Consider the following 18,165-nt stretch of genomic DNA (forward strand, 5'->3'; position numbering starts at 1 on the left):
ACAAGCCATGTACCGGTGCAACAATTAAGGGTACGCCACTTCAACGCGATTGCCGCCTTGATTTTTGGCACGATACAGCGCCTTATCGGCCGCCATCAGTGTGCTATCAAAGCTTTCTTGAGCACTATTCCATTGCGATACCCCAATAGATATTGTGATGGCTTTGCCCATGGGAGAGGGCGTGTTGGCAATGTCTGCGCGTAAACGCTCAGCAATACGTGCTCCATTTTCTAGATTAAGAGAAGGCAGCATCAATAAAAACTCTTCGCCACCGATGCGACAAACTTCGTCATTGGGGCGGGATAAGGCTTGAAGGCGTTGGGCTAAAAACACCAGTACTTCGTCGCCCATGGCGTGACCGTAGTTGTCATTAACGTATTTAAAATCGTCGATATCACAGGTGATGAGTACGAATTGACGGTTTTGCTCCATCCATGAGCTTGCCGTTAGTAGCATGCTTCGTCGATTGCGCAGCGAGGTGAGTGGGTCGGTTAAGCGTTCTTCGTCTAGCACCGTTAGTTTTTTGTTCAGCAGTCCCAAACCAACAAGCATCCCCTTTTGAATTTGCGAAGCCTCGAAATACCAGGAGTTAATTTGTTGGATACGTCGGCCTACGTCTTCGGTGTCCCAGTCAGAGGCCACTTTTGCGAGTTGGTGTAAGGGGGTGGCGATTAGCTTGGTTAAGTACCACAGCGCAATAATTAACAGCAGCAAGAAAGGCAGTGCAGAAAGAATGTTCTGTCGCAGTAGGATGTTCAGCTTGCTAAGTGCGACTTGTGTCGGGCGTTGGGCAATGACCTTCCAGTTAAGCGTGTCCACAGAGGCATAACCTAGCAGTACATCGTCGCCCAAGGGCGTCACGAGTTGTTGAGCCCCGGAGGTGGGCAGCGTTGCATCCATAATTGGATTGTCTTCACTAAGGGTCTCGCCGATAAGCGTACGGTTCTGGTGGTAAATGATCTGTCCACTTTGATCCAGAACGTAGACCTCAGAGCCGTCCTGATTGAAATGCTCTCCTAATAAGGCATTAAGGCTGTTGTCGGCTCGTAAATAAATAGAACCACCTAAAAAACCTAAATAGTCCCCGTCCTCATCAAAAAGAGGGTGCGAGATAAATAGCATAAGACGCCCAGTGTTACTGACATAAGGCTGGCTAATGAGTGGGCGCTTAAACAGTAGGGCTTGGCGCGCGCCTTCGCTATATATCAGTCGCCCTTGTAATCCTAAGCTTACAGGCGCAGTGGCTAAGCCTAAGGCGTTGTGGCTGGCAACCACAACGGAATTAAAACTATGGCTTTGCTCTTGAAGGCGAATGACTTCAGACTGAAGCGTATCGTGATCGTGGATGTTGCGTTGAATAATGGCGGCGCTGTAGGCCACTTGGTGCTGTAGCGACTCTAAAAAACGGTTGGTACTTTGTGCTAGTTTTTTCGCGTAAGCGTGATTGCTTTCTAAGCTATGTTGCAGCAGTAATGAACGTTGCGCCTGATGGTTACCCCAAAAGGTGTGCCAAAGGGTAAATAACGATGTGAGAATCGTTAACAGTAGTATCAGACGCCGTAAATCAACCTTAAACATTTTGCATAGACAGAGTAGTAAGAGAAAAGCTAAGACTAATAACGAAGCTGTATACCTAAGCTAGTATCATCATAAAACCAATAGGATTTTCTGTGTATAAAGAAATGTCAGGAATAAATTAAGCGCATTAATGAGCTAGCTAAAGATCGATTAAATACCGGAGGCGTGTACTATAAAGAGGCAGATATTACTCAACGGCAATTGAGTAATCCGTTATCGTAACGGGGTGGCCTTTTCGGGCGTCTCGACAATGGGAGAAAGTGGAATGAGTAACGTGAATAGTTTTGGCGCGCGTGCAAATTTACAGGTGAACGACCAGTCGTATCAAATTTACAGGCTTGACGCTGTTAAAGGGCCTGAGCTGGATGTGCACACACTGCCGTATGGCTTAAAAATTCTACTTGAGAACCTGTTGCGTACGGAAAATGGGGTGGATGTTAGCGCTGAAGATATTAAGGCCCTTGCGTCTTGGGATCCTAGCGCTAACCCTAATCGCGAAATTGCGTTCAGTCCGGCGCGTGTGGTGCTGCAAGACTTTACCGGTGTGCCGGCGGTGGTCGACTTAGCCGCTATGCGTGAAGCGATGTCGGCGTTGGGGGGTAATCCTGAAAAAATTAATCCGCTGGTGCCAGTAGAGCTGGTGATTGACCACTCTGTCATTGTCGATGATTTTGCGCACAATCAATCGTTTATGCGTAACGTGGAAATTGAGTACCAACGTAATATCGAGCGTTACGAATTTTTGCGTTGGGGGCAAGGGGCCTTTAACAACTTTAAGGTTGTGCCCCCCGGCACCGGTATTGTGCATCAGGTCAACCTAGAGCATTTATCACGTGTGGTATTCACCAATGACACGGATGGGGTTCGTGAAGCCTATCCCGATACCTGTGTGGGCACGGACTCGCACACTCCCATGGTGAATGGTTTAGGCGTGGTGGCGTGGGGTGTCGGCGGGATTGAAGCCGAGGCAGCCATGCTGGGCCAGCCCATTTCGATGTTAATCCCCCGTGTCGTGGGCTTTAAGTTGTCTCGGGCCTTATCCGAAGGGGTAACGGCAACCGACTTGGTGTTGACCATCACTGAAATGCTACGTAAACATGGCGTTGTCGGAAAATTCGTTGAGTTTTATGGGCCGGGTATTAGTGCGGTGCCCTTAGCCAACCGCGCCACCATCGGTAACATGAGCCCCGAATATGGTTCTACCGTTTCCATGTTCCCGATTGACGACGTCACGCTGGATTACATGAGGCTAACGGGGCGTAGCGCAGAGCAAGTGGCTTTGGTTGAGCACTACGCTAAAGAACAAGGGCTTTGGCATGATCCCACCCACGAGCCGCGTTACTCCGAGCGCTTAGAGTTAGATCTATCTACGGTTGTGCCATCCATCGCTGGGCCCAAGCGCCCGCAAGATCGCATTGCATTGAGTTCAGCACAGTCTGCGTTTCAGGCTGAACTGGCTGATTACCTCAAAGCTCACGGTGAAGCCGACTACGATGAAGCTTTAAAAGAGTCGTTTCCGGCTTCTGACGTGCCTTCTACCGATGCGCATGCGGCAGAGGACCGTAGCGTGAAGCTAGCCATGCCCACAGGCGAAAGCGTGTCGATCAGCGATGGCGCGGTGGTCATTGCGGCCATTACGTCGTGTACGAACACCTCAAACCCAAGTGTGATGGTGGCGGCCGGTTTGGTCGCCAAAAAAGCTCACGAACTTGGTGTTACACGTAAGCCTTGGGTGAAAACCAGTTTGGCTCCGGGCTCGCGTGTGGTGACTGACTATTACGAACGCTCTGGGCTTGATGTCTATTTAGATGCGCTTGGCTTTAACTTGGTCGGTTATGGGTGCACAACGTGTATTGGTAACTCTGGCCCGCTAATTCCTGAAGTCAGTGCCGCGATTAGCGAAAAGAATTTAACGGTGGCCTCGGTGCTGTCTGGTAACCGTAACTTTGAGGGTCGTATTCACCCCGAAGTGAAAATGAATTACCTGATGTCTCCTCCGTTGGTGGTGGCTTATGCCATCGCAGGCACGATGAACATCGATTTAAGTACGGATGTTATCGCGCATGATGCCAAGGGTAATCCGGTTTATTTGAAAGACATTTGGCCAAGCACTGAAGAGATTCAAAGCGTTGTTGATGCCTCGATTGCGGCCAGTATGTATCAGCAGGGCTACGAGGATGTCTTTGCTGGCGACGAACGCTGGCGTAATTTGCCCACCCCCGATAGTAAGCATTTTGTGTGGGCGCCCGAGTCTACGTATGTACGCAACCCGCCTTACTTTGAAGGGATGCAGCGCGAGCCTTCTCCGGTGCAAGATATCCATGGTGCGCGGGTGTTAGCGAAGCTGGGCGACTCCGTCACAACCGACCATATCAGTCCCGCAGGCACGATTGTGGCCATGACGCCCGCCGCCATGTACTTATCCGATCATGGTGTCAGGCCTGCTGACTTCAACTCTTATGGTTCGCGTCGAGGTAACCACGAAGTGATGATTCGGGGTACCTTTGCTAACGTACGACTGCGGAATCAATTGGCTCCGGGCACAGAAGGGGGTTACACCCGCGACTTGAGCTCTCCCGGGGCCCCCGTTACGACCATTTACGAGGCCTCAAGGCAGTATTTAGCTGCCAATATTCCCTTGGTTATTTTGGCGGGTAAAGAGTATGGTTCGGGTTCATCACGCGATTGGGCTGCGAAGGGAACCGTGTTGCTGGGGGTTAAGGCGGTGATTGCCGAATCGTTTGAACGTATTCATCGTTCGAACTTGCTGGGAATGGGGGTATTGCCTTTACAGTTTCCCGAAGGTGAGAACGCGCAGTCATTGGGCTTGCTCGGTGATGAAACCTTTACCATTAGCGGCATTACCTTGCTAAATAGTGGCAATATTCCGGCCACGGTTAAGGTGACAGCGGGAGACATCAGCTTTAACGCGATTGTGCGTATCGACACCCCATCCGAAGCCGAATATTACCGCCACGGCGGTATCATGCAATACGTATTACGTAATTTGCTATAAGGTTAAAGGTACTGATGTTGAAATTGGCCAAGTCATCGTCTGCTTGGCCAATTTTTTATGCGCCATGGTCAGTTATGAAAAAGCGATGAATCTGGACCAGACATGCACGCGTGGTGGTTGTGTCTAGCTGGTAGCGCTAGTGCTTTCGTTTTGGGTGACTTTGGTGCTATGGTGCCCTTGATGCGGCGTGACCGTGTGTTCACCCAGCGCTATATTGATGATCCAAAAATACCTATTATTCAGATGAGTTTGTCTCGTAAAAAAGGAGTTTTAGTATGAGTGTGCACAGTGAGATTAAGCGACGCACTGTCCCCGAGCTAATGGCATATAAAGGCGAGAAAAAGATTGTCTCGCTAACCGCTTATATTGCGCCTATTGCACGTCAGCTAGACCCCTACATGGATTTTATTTTGGTCGGAGACTCCACCGCGATGGTGGGCTACGCCATGGATAATACCTTGAGCATTACGGTAGAGCAGTTGGCGGCTCATGCTAAAGCAGTGGTGCGCTCTACGGCTAACGCTTGCATCGTAGTTGATATGCCTTTTGGTTCTTTTCAAGAGTCTCCTCAGCTGGCTTTTAAAAACGCTGCTTATCTATTGGCCACCAGTGGGGCCTCGGCAGTGAAACTTGAAGGGGGCGAGGCTCTCGCGGAAACGACTCGCTTTTTAGTCGATCGCGGCATACCCGTGTTGGCACACGTCGGCTTGATGCCCCAGTACGTGAATACTATGGGTGGGTTTAAGGCGCAGGGTATGAACGATGCCACCGCCGAACGCATCTACAACGACGCTATCGCGCAACAAGAGGCTGGGGCGTTTGCCGTGGTCTTAGAAGGCATTGCCGAGCCATTGGCGCGTCGCATCACACAAGATCTAGCGATTCCTACAATTGGTATAGGAGCCTCACCAGAATGTGATGGACAAGTGCTTGTAACCGAAGATATTCTGGGCTTAGGCGAAGGACGTATCCCCAAGTTTGCCAAACCCTTTGCCGATGTGGGTGCGCTTATACGCGAAGCTGCTTCTGATTACGCCTCGTCTGTGCGTGACGGTAGCTTCCCCACATTGGATCAGTGTTTTGGGGTGAAGAAACGCTAGGTCGTCGTTTCAACCTAAGCGTGTCAAGGTGTGGGGCAGCGCTCAGGTTTAGGGGCAGACGTGTCTGGCCCTTATTGGTTTCTCAACGTGGATGGAAATGGAAATTCGTCAACTCGAGGCTTTTGCAGCCGTACTTACAGCAGGAAGTGTGACAGCAGCAGGTCGCTTACTGGATCGTTCGCAACCTGTGGTAAGTCGTCAGGTGCAAGAGCTTGAGCAAGCCTTGGGCTTTACCCTGTTTCTTCGCACGCGCCCACAGGTCACGCTAACCGAGAAGGGGCGTGAGTTTTATGACGAGGTCCGCCCCTTATTGGCAGGGCTTGAGCTGCTTGAAACTCGAGTCAGAGAAATAGCCCGTGGCACAGGCCGTCCGTTAAAACTGGCGACCACGCAGTCGTTAGGCGTGGGCATTGTGCCGCAAGTGATTCATTTGATTGAGCAGTACGAGCCGCTTTTTCAGCAGAAACTGTATATAGACACCATGCTAGCCGATGAGGTGATACGCCAAGTGTCAGAGGGCGTGGTTGATGTGGGTATCACCAGTCTTCCTGTTGATTTGGGGACCTGTAAGTTGCACTGGTCGGGTCAGGCGCCTTGTGTATTGGTATTACCCGAAGATCACCCTTTGGCGCATCTGGACACCGTAGAGTTAAGCGACGTCGCTGACGATACCGTTATCTCAGTCTTTTCTCGTTATCGGCTGCGTCATCGCTTGGCCACGGCATTGGCCCGCTCACATCCGTCTCCGGATACGGTTCGACAAATTGAAACCTCATCGTCAATGAACGTCGTTAGTATGGTGGCGGCGGGTTTGGGAGTCGGTTTGGTTGACCCTTACGGTATTTGTGGCTTCTTGCCCGCCGGTGTGGTCGTCAAGAACGTCGCTAACTACATTCCGTCAATGATCGGTGTGGTTACACACCCCGAGCGAGCCCTTCATGCTCAAGCCCCGCGTCTTATTGAAGCCATCCGACAGTTTTCGGTAGAGCGCGTAGAGCACTTTACGATTGGTGATGACAGTGGCCTGCCCAGTAGTGCCGACCCCTCTGATGTGACAATAGATCACAGCGTAGAATAACTCGTTTTTTTAATTATTATTATGTCCAAAACTGAAAGCTTAGCCTCGGGTGTCGATTTTATCGATACGATGGCAGGAATTAGCGAAGAGCACACCTTATACGAGGTGCGACATGCTCGCAAAAAAGTGGTAGATGCCACGCAAGCGAGCCAACAATTATTTTTTAGCGCCGATTTACCGGGCTTAAGCTTGACCGAGCGTTACGTAGTAGCGTGGTATGCCAGCTCGCTTAGTAAAGCACCGTCTTTGGCAGGAGAGTACCGCCGGCAGTTGCAGCAATGTTCGGTCAGTGACGAGGTGTTAATGGCGATCGAGTTTGACCGTCCGACCGATGTTAGCGACACACGATTACAAGCCATTTTGCGTTTTACACGTTTACTGGTTCTTAGCCCCAAGCTAGGGGACCAAGAAGCCTTGCTTGATTTGAAGCAGGCTGGACTAAGCACCCCTTCAGTGGTTGCCTTAGCACAACTGATTGGTTACCTAAGTTATCAGATTCGTTTAGTCTCAGGTTTGCAAGCGATGAAAGCCTTAGAGGAAGCAAAATGAGCCAAACCCCTATACGCATTAATGGCTTCACTAACGAGGTCTTGAATTGGAAAGCATGGCTTGATGTGGTTGACCTTGAACAGGCCACGCCCAAGCAGATAGAAGTGTTAGAGCTAAGTCACCCACAAGCCAAACAACAAGACTATTACCGGTTTTTGGTGCACCAGCCCGAAATACTTCAACAGCGCTCTGAGGCTTACAACGCCATTATGTACGCGTCTGGCGGGCTTGCTCGTGCTGATCGCGAGCTAGGTGCTATGGTGGTTTCCGTCATCAATGCGTGCCCGTATTGCGTGTCGGTGCATGCACAGCGCTTTGAGCAATTGGAAAAACGTACTGACAGCGTTCAGCAAGCCTTTACCGAGCCCCGTGTGGCGGGCGTGAATGATCGCGAGAAAGCGATTAGCCATTTTGCGGGACGCATTACAGATAACCCTGAAAATCTAGGGCCTGATGATATTCAAGCATTAAAAGATCAAGGTTTAAATGAGGCGGAAATTTTAGACCTGATTCACACCACCTCTATTTTCGGCTGGGCGAACCGCTTAATGTTGAACTTAGGCCATGCTGAGAACAATGATTAAGTCATGAGCTGCGCTTTTGCACCGCTACGTCTCGTTCCCCAACGTTATTTAGGTCTGGCATGTTAGCGTGGTTTCAAGCCCCTGCTGGGCTGCTTATGTTGGGCGTGGCGGTGGGTGGGCTACTTGTCGGGTTCTTATTTATCGTTCATGGTGCGCGAACCCGCTTTGAGCGATTGCGTCTTGAGCAAGAGCATCAGCGTCTAGTTGCGGATTATGCTGAGCAACAATCCAGCGTTGCTCAGCAGCAGCAACATGCTTTGCAGCTTGAAAAACAGTTAGCCAGCTTGCAGGGTCATCTGGATGCAACAGCCGATCGTCTGGATGAAAGCCGGGATCGAAGTTCGTTTTTAGAGCAACAGCTTCAACAGTCTCGACACCAGGTCGCTGCGCTGGATAAGCAGTTGGCCGAGTTACAGGTGTTGCATAACGAGAAGCTACAGGCGTCAACACAACTGATTGAAGCGTTTGAGCAAGGCAAGCAGCAGATGCAAACCGAGTTTCAAAACGTAGCCAATCGTGTGCTTGAAGAAAAAGGGCGTAGTTTTCAGCAACATAGTCAGCAATCGCTGGATTCATTGCTACGGCCTTTTCGCGAACAGATCACGGCTTTTCAGCAACGTGTGGATCGGGTTCATGACGAGTCGATTAAAGGGCAGGCTAACTTAGGTGCTGAATTACGCCGAGTGCTAGATATCGGCTTGCAAATGAGCGCCGATGCGCAAAACCTTAGTTCGGCGCTTAAAGGCGATAAGAAACTTAGCGGTATATGGGGCGAGCTGCAGCTGGAGCAAACCTTGTCCTTAGCGGGGCTGGTCAAAGGCGACCACTTTCTTAGTCAGGCGTCGTTTAAAGCCGAGCAAGGTCAAACACGCTACCCCGACTTCGTCGTAAAACTGCCTGACGCTAAGCATTTAATTCTGGACAGTAAAACATCATTAGTCGACTACGAAAAAGCCGTCAGTGCTAACAGTGATGCCGAGCGTAGTGCGCATTTAGATGCGCACGTAAAGGCCATGAGACGTCACATTGATGATTTGGCCACGAAGCGCTACGACCAGCTTGTGGGGATAGGAAGCCCAGACTTTGTGTTCATGTTCGTTCCCATCGAGGCCGCCTACATTGAGGCGCTTAAGCATAAGCCCGATTTGTTCGAATATGGGGTTAAACGAAATGTGATTCTGGTTTCGCACACCTCGTTATTACCCATCTTGCGTACGGTTTCGAACTTATGGCTTATCGCTCGTAGCAATGAGCAAGCGCACGAGTTAGGAATGCGTGCCGCCGAACTTCATGATCAGGTGGTGTTGGTTACCGAACGTATGCGTCGGATGGGTGATAGTTTGCGACAACTGAATACGCATTTTAGTGCGAGTGTGACGGCGGTTGCTGGACAACAAGGCCTGCACGGTAAAATTAAACGCTTCACCGAACTTTCCGCTAAGGCAACCAAAGAGCTGCCTGAGCTTCAAACGCTAGAGTCGGATGTGGCGTTTGATATTCAGCGTCTGGATACGGCGTTGGAAGACCAGACAGCAATGACGAAGCCGAGCGATTCCAGTAAGTTGCAATAGCGTCTAATGCAAGGTGTGCGCTTTGATGTAGTTATCCCATTCTGATATGGGTATGGCTGGGGAAAATAAATGCCCTTGTAATGCCGAGCATTGGTAGTAATCTAAATACACGGCTTGATCGTTGGTTTCTACACCTTCAGCAACGGTATGTAGGCGAAGTTTTTGTCCTAATGACAAAACCGTGCGAACAATAATGGCGCTATCGCTGTCGAGATTAATGTCTTTAATCAAGCTGCGATCGATTTTCAGTTCATACACAGGAAGTCGTTTTAACGCGGCAAGATTCGAGTAGCCTGTGCCGAAGTCGTCAATGGCAAAACGTATGCCTAATTTGACGATACCCTCCATTAAATGAATGGTTTGTTGATGCTCTTCCATAAGCATGCCTTCGGTGATCTCAAAGATCAGACGGTTTGCGGGTGCGCGGCGTTCAGAGACAATAGCGCTAACTCGCTGTAAAAAGTCACGGTGCTGGAACTGTAATGGGCTGATGTTAATGGATACGGTAAATTGCTGTTCAGGATAGCGTAGAAGCAATTCGCAGGCTTGGATTAAGACCCAGTCGCCCAGTTTTGTAATTAACTGAGTTTCCTCGGCAAGTGATATAAAGCGATCGGTGGGAATAAGACCGCGTTCAGGGTGATGCCAGCGCGCTAGCATTTCACAACCTATAATTTCACGTCGTTGATTGAACTGAGGCTGCACATAAGCGTTAAGTTGCTCTGTGTTTAGTGCCTGAGTCAGGTCTCGTACCAGATTCAGCCGTTCTTCGATGTCTGCTGTCATGCTCTCATGATAAACAGAAATTTGGTTTCTTCCTGCATCTTTAGAATGATGCATGGCGGTATCAGCCTCTCGCAGCACTTCTTCAGCACTTTGTGTGGTGGCGTCTATGAAGGAAACACCGATGGAAACGCTCGTTAAGTGGGCTTGGGCTTCGATCAGCAGAGGCTGTTCTAGGGCTTGGCGCACCCGCTCGCTGATGAGCAATGCGGCTTTACGTGCTTCCTCATCGTGATCGCCTAAGCGGGTTAATAAGATAACAAACTCGTCTCCCCCAATGCGAGAAACGGTATCGTGTTCGCGCATCATTTGTTTAAGGCGTGCCGCTACGCGTTTTAGCATCAGATCGCCAATAGCATGGCCGCGAGCATCGTTAATGTGTTTGAAATGGTCGAGGTCAATGAACAGCACTGCGCCAATGATTTGGTATCGCCGTGCGGCGTGTAAGACGTTAGCTAAACGACTGAGTAATAACCGACGATTAGGCAGCTCGGTTAACGGATCAAAGAAAGCTAACTGATGGTTGGCCTCGCGGGTGGCCTTGTATACGGTGATATCTGTAGAAATGCCGCATAAGGCATCGTCTTGTTTGCCGTGCGAGGGTAGCGGTAATTTGATCGAGAAAAAGGTGCTTCTGATGCCGTTCGGGTCGTAGTGCTCTTCAACGGCAATGCGGTCGCCTCGAGTGATAACTTGACGGTCATTTTGTTTGATCTCTGCGGCAGCGCTGGGATGCACGCCAATTTCCAGATCCGTTTTTCCAATGATTTCACTAGGGCTGATATTGAAAAAGTCGCACATTTTTTTATTGGCATAACGATATCGCAGGTTGCGATCTTTGATATAAATGTGCGCTTCAATACTATCAAGAATGATATTAAGTCGTTCTTCAGACGCCGTAAGTTGCTTTTGTTGTTGGTTCAGTACATGCCGCAGACGAACAATAACCAGCAAGCTGCCCACTAATAACAAAAGCAGTAATAAAAACCCTCCCCAAAGCACGAATGGGGAAAGCGAGTTATTCGAACCGGAAGAGCTTACGGTTTCAGCGGCAACATGGGTACTATTCAGCAAGAGTAGACTGCCAAATAAGAGGCGGGCGATACTACGAATCCATACACTCATGATTGCTACGAAATAATCGGTTAAGGTTACGACATCCGACCGAAGAGGGCGATTACGGGCAGTATCTAGGCATAGGCCCGTATTGTAGGCATGGAATGGGTGGTTGCCTATCGCAAATTACAGAGAGAACGCATGATAGAGAACAGTATTCATATTGAAACCTTAGAGGTGGTGGTTACCGGAAAAGTGCAGGGCGTGGGGTTCAGGGCAGCAACATTGCGTCATGCTCATCTGTACAAGGTAACGGGTTGGGTGCGAAATGCACCGGATGGTTCAGTAGAACTGCTGTTGCAAGGTGATGTTAATAATATTGATTTGCTACTATCTTGGCTTCATAAAGGGCCAGAGCTGGCATCCGTTCAAAGTGTAGAAACTAGACGGTCTTATGACGATAAACGCTATGCGTATTTCCAATTACGATAGCGTAAGTGCGATGTGCTAGAAGATAACGTTATGCAGTAAGTAGGGCGATTTTAGGGAAAATACTAAGCAAAAGCGTCGCTTAAGCCGTGGCCTTAGCAGTACTATACGCCTTAATTCTTCACGTTATTTATTCTTTTATTCATAACGCCTATTTATGGTGCGACGTAAATAAGCAGTGAAAAGCATTGTGAATTCGTTCGCTAACTAGTGCAAAACCCCATAGTGCAAGTAGCGACTTATCGCTAATAATTAACCTCACTTACAGTTTGGGGTTGTGATTGCGAGACCAACAGCCTTTTTGAACTGAATAACACTGGGGTAATGGCACTGCTGCTTCTTCTGATGCATCTCGGTCTTTTACCTCAGTATGTGGTATCAATGATTTCTACAGAAAATAATCTGTGACCAAGTGGGGATAGCCCCAAAGGAGAAAAAGATGCGTAAGTTGTTTAACAAATCTATGTCTGGGAAAGGTGCGGCCTTAACAGCCGGTGCAGCACTCTGCGCTATGCTTGTTGCCCCGCTGCCAGCCGTTGCCCAGCAACAGTTTGTGAGCATCGGAACAGGGGGCGTAACAGGGGTTTATTATGCCGCAGGGGGAGCGATTTGCCGCTTGGTTAATAAAGATCGTGCCGACCACGGCGTGCGATGTTCAGTAGAATCCACAGGCGGTTCTGTTTTTAACGTCAACACCATTAAAGCGGGTGAGCTCGACCTTGGTGTGGTGCAATCTGACGTTGCCTACAATGCTTATCATGGCGCAGGCCAGTTTAGTGATGCTGGCGAGTACAAGAAATTGCGTTCAGTATTTTCACTGCACCCCGAGCCTTTCACTGTGGTGACTCGCAAAGAAGCCAACATCAGCGAGTTTAGCGATTTGAAAGGCAAGCGTTTTAACGTCGGTAATCCAGGATCCGGTACGCGTGCTTCGATGGAGCAATTACTTGAGAAAATGGGCACTGATCTCAGCTTTTTCTCGTTAGCTTCCGAGTTGCGTCCTGATGAGCACGGTCAAGCACTATGTGATGGTAAGATCGATGGCTTTTTCTATGGCGTAGGTCACCCATCTGCCAACATTCAAGACCCTACCACCACGTGTGGCGCTCAACTGGTCTCGTTAACGGGTGAAGCACCTGACGCGTTGGTTGAGGAATTCCCTTACTACGCGAATGTAAGTATTCCCGGTGGTTTATATCCTAACAATCCTAACGATACGGATACATATGGAGTGTTAGCTACATTTGTGACATCGGAAGATGTTGATGACGAGTTGGTTTATCAGGTGGTCAAAGCCGTATTTAATAACTTTGAAGACTTCAAGCGCTTACATCCCGCTTTCGGTTTGCTTGTGAAAGAGGACATGGTTGGTAATGGCTTAACCGCGCCTCTACATCCTGGTGCAGAGAAGTTCTTTAAAGAAGCTGGCCTACTCTAATTTGAGTGTTTAAAGCCCCATTGCGATTGATGTAAAGCATGGGGCGGTGTTATAGACGCCCGCTCTTAAGTAAATTTGTAGTGAAACGGGCTGCCCCAAAAGGGTGGCCCTCTTATTTGAGGGCCTAATAGGCTTAAAATGTATGACTAAAGCACAGGAAGTTCTAAACAGCGCTGGGGCTGACTCAAAAGAGGCAGAACTTGAGCAGCTGGTGGCGGAAATCGACCGTGGTGGCCGAAACGTTACAGGTATATTTGGTGCCGTTGTTTTTATCGGTGCCCTGATGTGGGCGGTATTTCAGCTCTGGTATGCCTCGCCGCTGCCGTTCAAGTGGCATATATTTATCTTTAATGATACTGAAGCGCGTGCTTTGCATTTGGCGTTTGCCATGTTTTTGGCCTATTTGGCGTTTCCTGCTACGAAGCGATCAAGGCGGGACACCATACCTATCCAAGACTGGTTCCTAGCCGTTGTAGCGGCGTTTTGTGGCGGCTATTTGTTTTTGTTCTACAACGAGTTAGCGCAACGCCCTGGCATTCCCACCACTCAAGATATTGTGGTTGCCAGTGTTGGTCTACTGCTGTTGTTGGAAGCAACGCGTAGGGCGCTAGGTGCCCCAATGGCTGTTTTAGGTGCTATTTTTATCACCTATGTGTTTTTAGGCCCGATGCTGCCCGATGCGCTAGCGCACCGCGGTGCGTCGCTCGAACGGTTAATCTCCCACATGTGGCTCACCACAGAAGGTGTTTTCGGGGTGGCTCTGGGGGTTTCCGTATCCTATATCTTTATTTTCGTCATGTTAGGCTCGCTGCTTGATCGGTGCGGAGCAGGGAACTACATGATGCAAGTGTCCTTTGCGTTGTTAGGTCACTTACGTGGCGGTCCGGCAAAGGTAGCTGTGATGTCATCCGCTGTGAATGGTTTGGTGTCGGCGTCCTCGGTGGCGAACGTGGTAACCACGGGTATTTTTACCATTCCATTAATGAAAAAAGCTGGTTATGGCGGTATCAAGGCTGGAGCGATTGAAACCTCAGCTTCCGCTGATAGCCAAATTATGCCTCCGGTTATGGGGGCAGCGGCGTTCTTAATGATCGAGTACGTAGGTATTCCCTATACCGACATTATCCGACACGCCTTCTTACCTGCCATGCTGTCTTATATTTCCTTGTTCTATATTGTTCACTTAGAGGCGCTGAAGATTGGTATTCAACCCATGGGTGGCACAGGCCGGGTGCGCACATGGTTCCAGAAAGTATTGGGTGTCGCCATGGGAGTGTCAGGTACCATCGCTGTTGTCGGCATGGTGTATTGGATAGGCGTTGGAGTGCAACAAATATTCCCACAGCACGCTTTTGGTATCTTGGTTTCGTTATTGGTGGTGCTGTATGTTTTCCTGATGTGGATCTCTGCTCGTCACCCTGAACTGCCGAAATCAGTTAGCGTAACCGACTTGCAGCGCCCCGAGGTTTGGCCAACGGTACGCACGGGTTTGTTCTATTTGCTACCAATTGGTGTGTTGGTTTGGAGTCTAACCGTCGAGCGTTTGTCTCCTGGTTTATCCGCCTTCTGGGCCGTTGTGACGATGCTGGTGCTGATGCTTACACAGCGCCCACTCATTGCCTTCTTTCGTAAGTTACCGATGGCGGGTGCGGTTAAAGAAGGGGTGGTGGATACGATTGGTGGGCTGCAAGCGGGCGCTCGTAATATGATTGGTATTGCGTTAGCGTGCGGCACGGCAGGTTTAATCGTTGGTGCAATCACGTTGACTGGCCTCGGTCTGCGCATGACCGCTTTCGTCGAGCTCGTATCCATGGGTAATGTGCTCGTGATGCTAGGCTTTACGGCTGTCGTGTGTTTGGTTTTAGGTTTGGGTATGCCCACTACAGCCAACTACATTTTGATGGCTACGCTAATGGCACCGGTTGTGGTCGAGCTAGGGGCACAAAGTGGCTTAGTCATTCCATTAATCGCTGTGCACATGTTTGTATTTTATTTCGGGCTAATGGCTGACGTCACCCCGCCTGTTGGGCTGGCGACCTTTGCTGCAGCCGCGATTTCAGGCGAAGATCCGCTTAAAACGGGTATTGAGGGTTTCAAATATGCCATGCGTACGGCTATTTTGCCCTTTATGTTTATCTTCAATCCGCTCTTACTGTTAATTGGAATTGGCAGTTGGTATGAACTCGTACTGGTGGTCACTGGTTCCATTCTTGGGTCGCTGGCTTTTGCCACAGTAACCATGCGTTGGATGCGTGTGAAGTCTAAATGGTACGAGGTGCTTATTTGCTTGCTCGTCACGTTTATGATGTTTAGACCTGACTGGTTCATGGACAAGATCGAACCGAAGTACGAGACCTTAGCACCAACTGAGATTTTCCAGCTGGCAGCTAATTTGCCCGAGATTGAAAGAATGGTTGTCATGATCGAAGGGGTCAACATCGAAGGTGATGAGATCTCTAAAACGGTTGCTACGTTATTGCCACCTCTGCCTGAAGGCAGTGATGCTACCGGCGAAGAGGCTGGACGTCAGCGCTTAGCCCTAGCAGGGGTCAATGTGATGGCTTTTGGTGACATGGTGCAAATTAGTAGTATTAACTTTGGTAGCCAAGCGCGTCGCGCAGGATGGGAGCAAGGCTGGGATATCGTCGGTGTGAAAGCCCCGAATCCGAGTCGTCCGTCAGAGTATTGGATGTATTTCCCTGCTTTTTTCTTGTTAGCTTTTGTTTACTGGAGGCAAGGGTTCCGCTTACGTAGCGAGCCCCAGCCTGTGCTGCAAGCAGGGACGCACGCCTCATAATAGGTTGTTATTGCAGCATTAGCGGTGTTCTCGCTTATTGATGGAAAAACCCCACGAGACTGTTTTATAGACTCGTGGGGTTTTTTGTGGACGTGGCTGGAATCAGCGATAATGTTGGTTGTTTTATTCTTACATAAACGTAGCCTGCTACGTGTAGCCATTGTGACGCCGTTACGACCCAATAAAAAAAAGAGCAGCCCCCGAGCCCCTTTGCCAATGAGGGACGGCGTGGCCCCTAGCCGAGTGTGGCTACCTCAAGGCTCGTGGCAACGCTTAGGCGAATTTTTACTGCAACGCTTTGACCGACTTGATCCCTCAGGGTTGGTCGATCGTGTTCAGCGGGGCGATGTGGTCAATAGCGCAGGCGTGCCCCTTAGTATGGAAAGCCCGTATCAGCCTGAGCAATGGCTTTGGTATTACCGAGAGGTAAAAAACGAGGTGGCTGTTCCTTTTGCATTAACCGTTTTGCACGCTGATGATTTTATTATCGCGGTGGATAAGCCTCATTTTTTAGCGAGTGTACCTACCGGTAATTACCTACGTGAGACCGCTTTAACTCGAGTTCGAGCTACCTTCGATAATGCTGATATCACGCCATTACATCGTTTGGATCGAGACACAGCAGGTGTTTTATTATTTTGTGTACAGCCTGCATTTCGAGGAGCCTACCAACGCTTGTTTCAAACGCAATCGATTTTTAAGCAATACGAGGCGGTTGCCCCGTCTTACACAGCACAAGCACTGCCATTGATACGACGCTCGTGCATTGAGGGGGTGGAGGGCGAGTTTGTTGTACGTGAAACGAATAACGAGGCCAATAGCGAAACCGTGATTGATGCCTTGAGCACATGGTATGACACGGAAAAGGCGCAATATTTAACGCATTATCAATTGCAGCCTTCAACCGGACGTAAACATCAATTGCGTGTGCACATGAGCGCGTTGGGCTGCCCCATTGTGAACGACAACTATTATCCGGTATGGCATAAAGATCGGCCGGCCCATGATTTCAGTCAGCCTTTGCAGTTACTGGCGCGACGTATTAGCTTTAAGGACCCCGTAAATGGTCGACTTAGAGATTACTGCAGTAAGCGACAACTAGCGTGTGTGCCGCCACAAGGCGCTAAATAACGATTCGTACTCTGCCGACGTGGTGAGCCCACTAGCATTGGCGAGCATCAATATCACCCGGCATTGCTGGGGTGAGAAAAACTGCCCACTAATGGTATGCAGTTGCTCGTCGAGCTCAGAGGTTGTGGTGGCACCTAAAGGAATACGGCTGCTACGTACGCAGGGAGTGTTATTGGCATGTAGCTGTTTTGCGCCGGCGTAGGCGGTGGGGCTTAGACTGCCATTACCTACTGATGCAATGACGACGCCAGCGCTGCCACTGTGTAGGGCTGCTTCATAAAACGCGGGGTTCGCATCAGGGTGGTCAAAAACAATATCGATGCGCGGTAAAGGTAATACGAGTGCATTCAAATTGATCAGGGCGGGCTTTGAATGCTTGGGGGCAGCCGCATGAAACTGCACGCCATCGGCGTTAATGGTGCCCACAGGGCCGCTATCGTTTGAATAAAATGCTTGAGTAGAGGTACTGTGCAGTTTGCATAACCGTGTTGCCAGATGAATGTTATCGTTTGCCACCACCAACACACCACGATGTGCGGCATCCGGGCTTAGAGCCACTTGCACGGCTTGATATAAATTCATGGGGCCATCGGCGCTAAGCGCAGAAGCTGGGCGCATCGCACCGACCATAACTACCGGCTTCGTGCTCGCTAAGCAAAGCTGTAAAAATAAAGCCGTTTCTTCCAGTGTGTCGGTGCCATGGGTTATCACGACGCCACTGATATGCGGTTGCTCTAAGAGCTGGGCTACGTGTTGTGCTATATCCAGCTGTATGGCGCTGGTCATGTTACGGCTATCAAGGTTACACACTTGATGGGTTTCTAGCGTAGTCAGATCACTCAACTGCGGCACGGCGGCGATCAGTTCGGCAACCCCTTGCGTGACAGCGTAGTCGCTCAGTTTGGTGGTTTTTTCAGTGGTTGCTGCAATGGTGCCACCAGTGGCCACAATGGCAATTGTTTTACGGTGACTCATGATAGCGGCGAGGATACCTT

The 18,165-nt window shown here is 49.7% G+C and carries 13 protein-coding genes; 10 read left to right on the top strand and 3 right to left on the bottom strand.

Annotation, left to right across the window (positions count from 1 at the left end):
* Positions 1–24 precede the first annotated feature (24 nt).
* Positions 25–1,578: a sensor domain-containing diguanylate cyclase gene (locus tag AC2UZI_RS02260; protein ID WP_486942204.1), complete on the bottom strand. Its 1,554-nt coding sequence runs from the start codon at positions 1,576–1,578 to the stop codon at positions 25–27.
* Positions 1,579–1,843: 265 nt separating this feature from the next.
* On the opposite strand from AC2UZI_RS02260, the gene acnA reads away from it, so the two are divergent.
* The 6 genes from acnA (at position 1,844) to rmuC (ending at position 9,476) form a co-directional block, all read left to right on the top strand.
* Entirely contained in the window at positions 1,844–4,594 is a 2,751-nt protein-coding gene (gene acnA, locus AC2UZI_RS02265) for an aconitate hydratase AcnA (protein ID WP_486942205.1), read from the top strand.
* A 275-nt stretch (positions 4,595–4,869) separates the two neighbouring features.
* Positions 4,870–5,694, top strand: a complete 825-nt coding sequence (panB, locus tag AC2UZI_RS02270) for a 3-methyl-2-oxobutanoate hydroxymethyltransferase (RefSeq protein ID WP_486942206.1) — start codon at positions 4,870–4,872, stop codon at positions 5,692–5,694.
* 97 nt (positions 5,695–5,791) lie between these two features.
* A complete protein-coding gene (locus AC2UZI_RS02275; RefSeq protein WP_486942207.1) occupies positions 5,792–6,772 on the top strand; it encodes a LysR family transcriptional regulator in 981 nt (326 codons plus the stop codon).
* 21 nt (positions 6,773–6,793) lie between these two features.
* Positions 6,794–7,321, top strand: a complete 528-nt coding sequence (locus AC2UZI_RS02280) for a CMD domain-containing protein (protein ID WP_486942208.1) — start codon at positions 6,794–6,796, stop codon at positions 7,319–7,321.
* Complete coding sequence (locus AC2UZI_RS02285; protein WP_486942209.1) at positions 7,318–7,905, top strand: peroxidase-related enzyme; 588 nt, start codon at positions 7,318–7,320, stop codon at positions 7,903–7,905. Before AC2UZI_RS02280 ends, AC2UZI_RS02285 begins: the two co-directional genes overlap by 4 nt.
* 59 nt (positions 7,906–7,964) lie before the next feature.
* Positions 7,965–9,476 (top strand): DNA recombination protein RmuC, encoded by a 1,512-nt coding sequence (rmuC, locus tag AC2UZI_RS02290; protein WP_486942210.1) that lies wholly within the window; start codon positions 7,965–7,967, stop codon positions 9,474–9,476.
* Between the two features lie 3 nt (positions 9,477–9,479).
* Here the strand turns inward: rmuC and AC2UZI_RS02295 are convergent, their stop codons facing one another.
* Complete coding sequence (locus AC2UZI_RS02295) at positions 9,480–11,384, bottom strand: sensor domain-containing protein (protein ID WP_486942211.1); 1,905 nt, start codon at positions 11,382–11,384, stop codon at positions 9,480–9,482.
* A gap of 132 nt (positions 11,385–11,516) precedes the next feature.
* On the opposite strand from AC2UZI_RS02295, the gene AC2UZI_RS02300 reads away from it, so the two are divergent.
* The 4 genes from AC2UZI_RS02300 to AC2UZI_RS02315 all read left to right on the top strand — a co-directional run bounded on the left by AC2UZI_RS02300 (position 11,517) and on the right by AC2UZI_RS02315 (position 17,170).
* Positions 11,517–11,807: an acylphosphatase gene (locus AC2UZI_RS02300; RefSeq protein ID WP_486942212.1), complete on the top strand. Its 291-nt coding sequence runs from the start codon at positions 11,517–11,519 to the stop codon at positions 11,805–11,807.
* A 460-nt stretch (positions 11,808–12,267) separates the two neighbouring features.
* Positions 12,268–13,242, top strand: coding sequence for a TAXI family TRAP transporter solute-binding subunit (locus AC2UZI_RS02305; protein ID WP_486943694.1), 975 nt, complete (start codon positions 12,268–12,270; stop codon positions 13,240–13,242).
* A gap of 142 nt (positions 13,243–13,384) precedes the next feature.
* Positions 13,385–16,039 (top strand): TRAP transporter permease, encoded by a 2,655-nt coding sequence (locus tag AC2UZI_RS02310; protein ID WP_486942213.1) that lies wholly within the window; start codon positions 13,385–13,387, stop codon positions 16,037–16,039.
* A 111-nt stretch (positions 16,040–16,150) separates the two neighbouring features.
* The gene (locus AC2UZI_RS02315) at positions 16,151–17,170 is read left to right on the top strand and encodes a pseudouridine synthase (RefSeq protein WP_486942214.1); all 1,020 of its coding nucleotides are present in this window, start codon (positions 16,151–16,153) and stop codon (positions 17,168–17,170) included.
* On the opposite strand, the gene AC2UZI_RS02320 is transcribed toward AC2UZI_RS02315, so the two are convergent.
* Entirely contained in the window at positions 17,138–18,145 is a 1,008-nt protein-coding gene (locus tag AC2UZI_RS02320) for an asparaginase (protein ID WP_486942215.1), read from the bottom strand. The two genes, AC2UZI_RS02315 and AC2UZI_RS02320, sit on opposite strands and share 33 nt — an antisense overlap.
* Positions 18,146–18,165 lie beyond the last annotated feature (20 nt).

It is taken from the genome of Paenalcaligenes sp. DL 463 (genome assembly GCF_057475185.1).

What these genes read in the sequence shown, in the direction of transcription:
- rmuC (WP_486942210.1), top strand. Translation starts at nt 7,965, where the DNA reads ATGTTAGCGTGGTTTCAAGCCCCTGCTGGGCTGCTTATGTTGGGCGTG.
- AC2UZI_RS02285 (WP_486942209.1), top strand. Translation starts at nt 7,318, where the DNA reads ATGAGCCAAACCCCTATACGCATTAATGGCTTCACTAACGAGGTCTTG.
- AC2UZI_RS02300 (WP_486942212.1), top strand. Translation starts at nt 11,517, where the DNA reads ATGATAGAGAACAGTATTCATATTGAAACCTTAGAGGTGGTGGTTACC.
- acnA (WP_486942205.1), top strand. Translation starts at nt 1,844, where the DNA reads ATGAGTAACGTGAATAGTTTTGGCGCGCGTGCAAATTTACAGGTGAAC.
- AC2UZI_RS02315 (WP_486942214.1), top strand. Translation starts at nt 16,151, where the DNA reads ATGTTGGTTGTTTTATTCTTACATAAACGTAGCCTGCTACGTGTAGCC.
- AC2UZI_RS02295 (WP_486942211.1), bottom strand. Translation starts at nt 11,384, where the DNA reads ATGAGTGTATGGATTCGTAGTATCGCCCGCCTCTTATTTGGCAGTCTA.
- AC2UZI_RS02310 (WP_486942213.1), top strand. Translation starts at nt 13,385, where the DNA reads ATGACTAAAGCACAGGAAGTTCTAAACAGCGCTGGGGCTGACTCAAAA.
- AC2UZI_RS02320 (WP_486942215.1), bottom strand. Translation starts at nt 18,145, where the DNA reads ATGAGTCACCGTAAAACAATTGCCATTGTGGCCACTGGTGGCACCATT.
- panB (WP_486942206.1), top strand. Translation starts at nt 4,870, where the DNA reads ATGAGTGTGCACAGTGAGATTAAGCGACGCACTGTCCCCGAGCTAATG.
- AC2UZI_RS02260 (WP_486942204.1), bottom strand. Translation starts at nt 1,578, where the DNA reads ATGTTTAAGGTTGATTTACGGCGTCTGATACTACTGTTAACGATTCTC.
- AC2UZI_RS02305 (WP_486943694.1), top strand. Translation starts at nt 12,268, where the DNA reads ATGTCTGGGAAAGGTGCGGCCTTAACAGCCGGTGCAGCACTCTGCGCT.
- AC2UZI_RS02280 (WP_486942208.1), top strand. Translation starts at nt 6,794, where the DNA reads ATGTCCAAAACTGAAAGCTTAGCCTCGGGTGTCGATTTTATCGATACG.
- AC2UZI_RS02275 (WP_486942207.1), top strand. Translation starts at nt 5,792, where the DNA reads ATGGAAATTCGTCAACTCGAGGCTTTTGCAGCCGTACTTACAGCAGGA.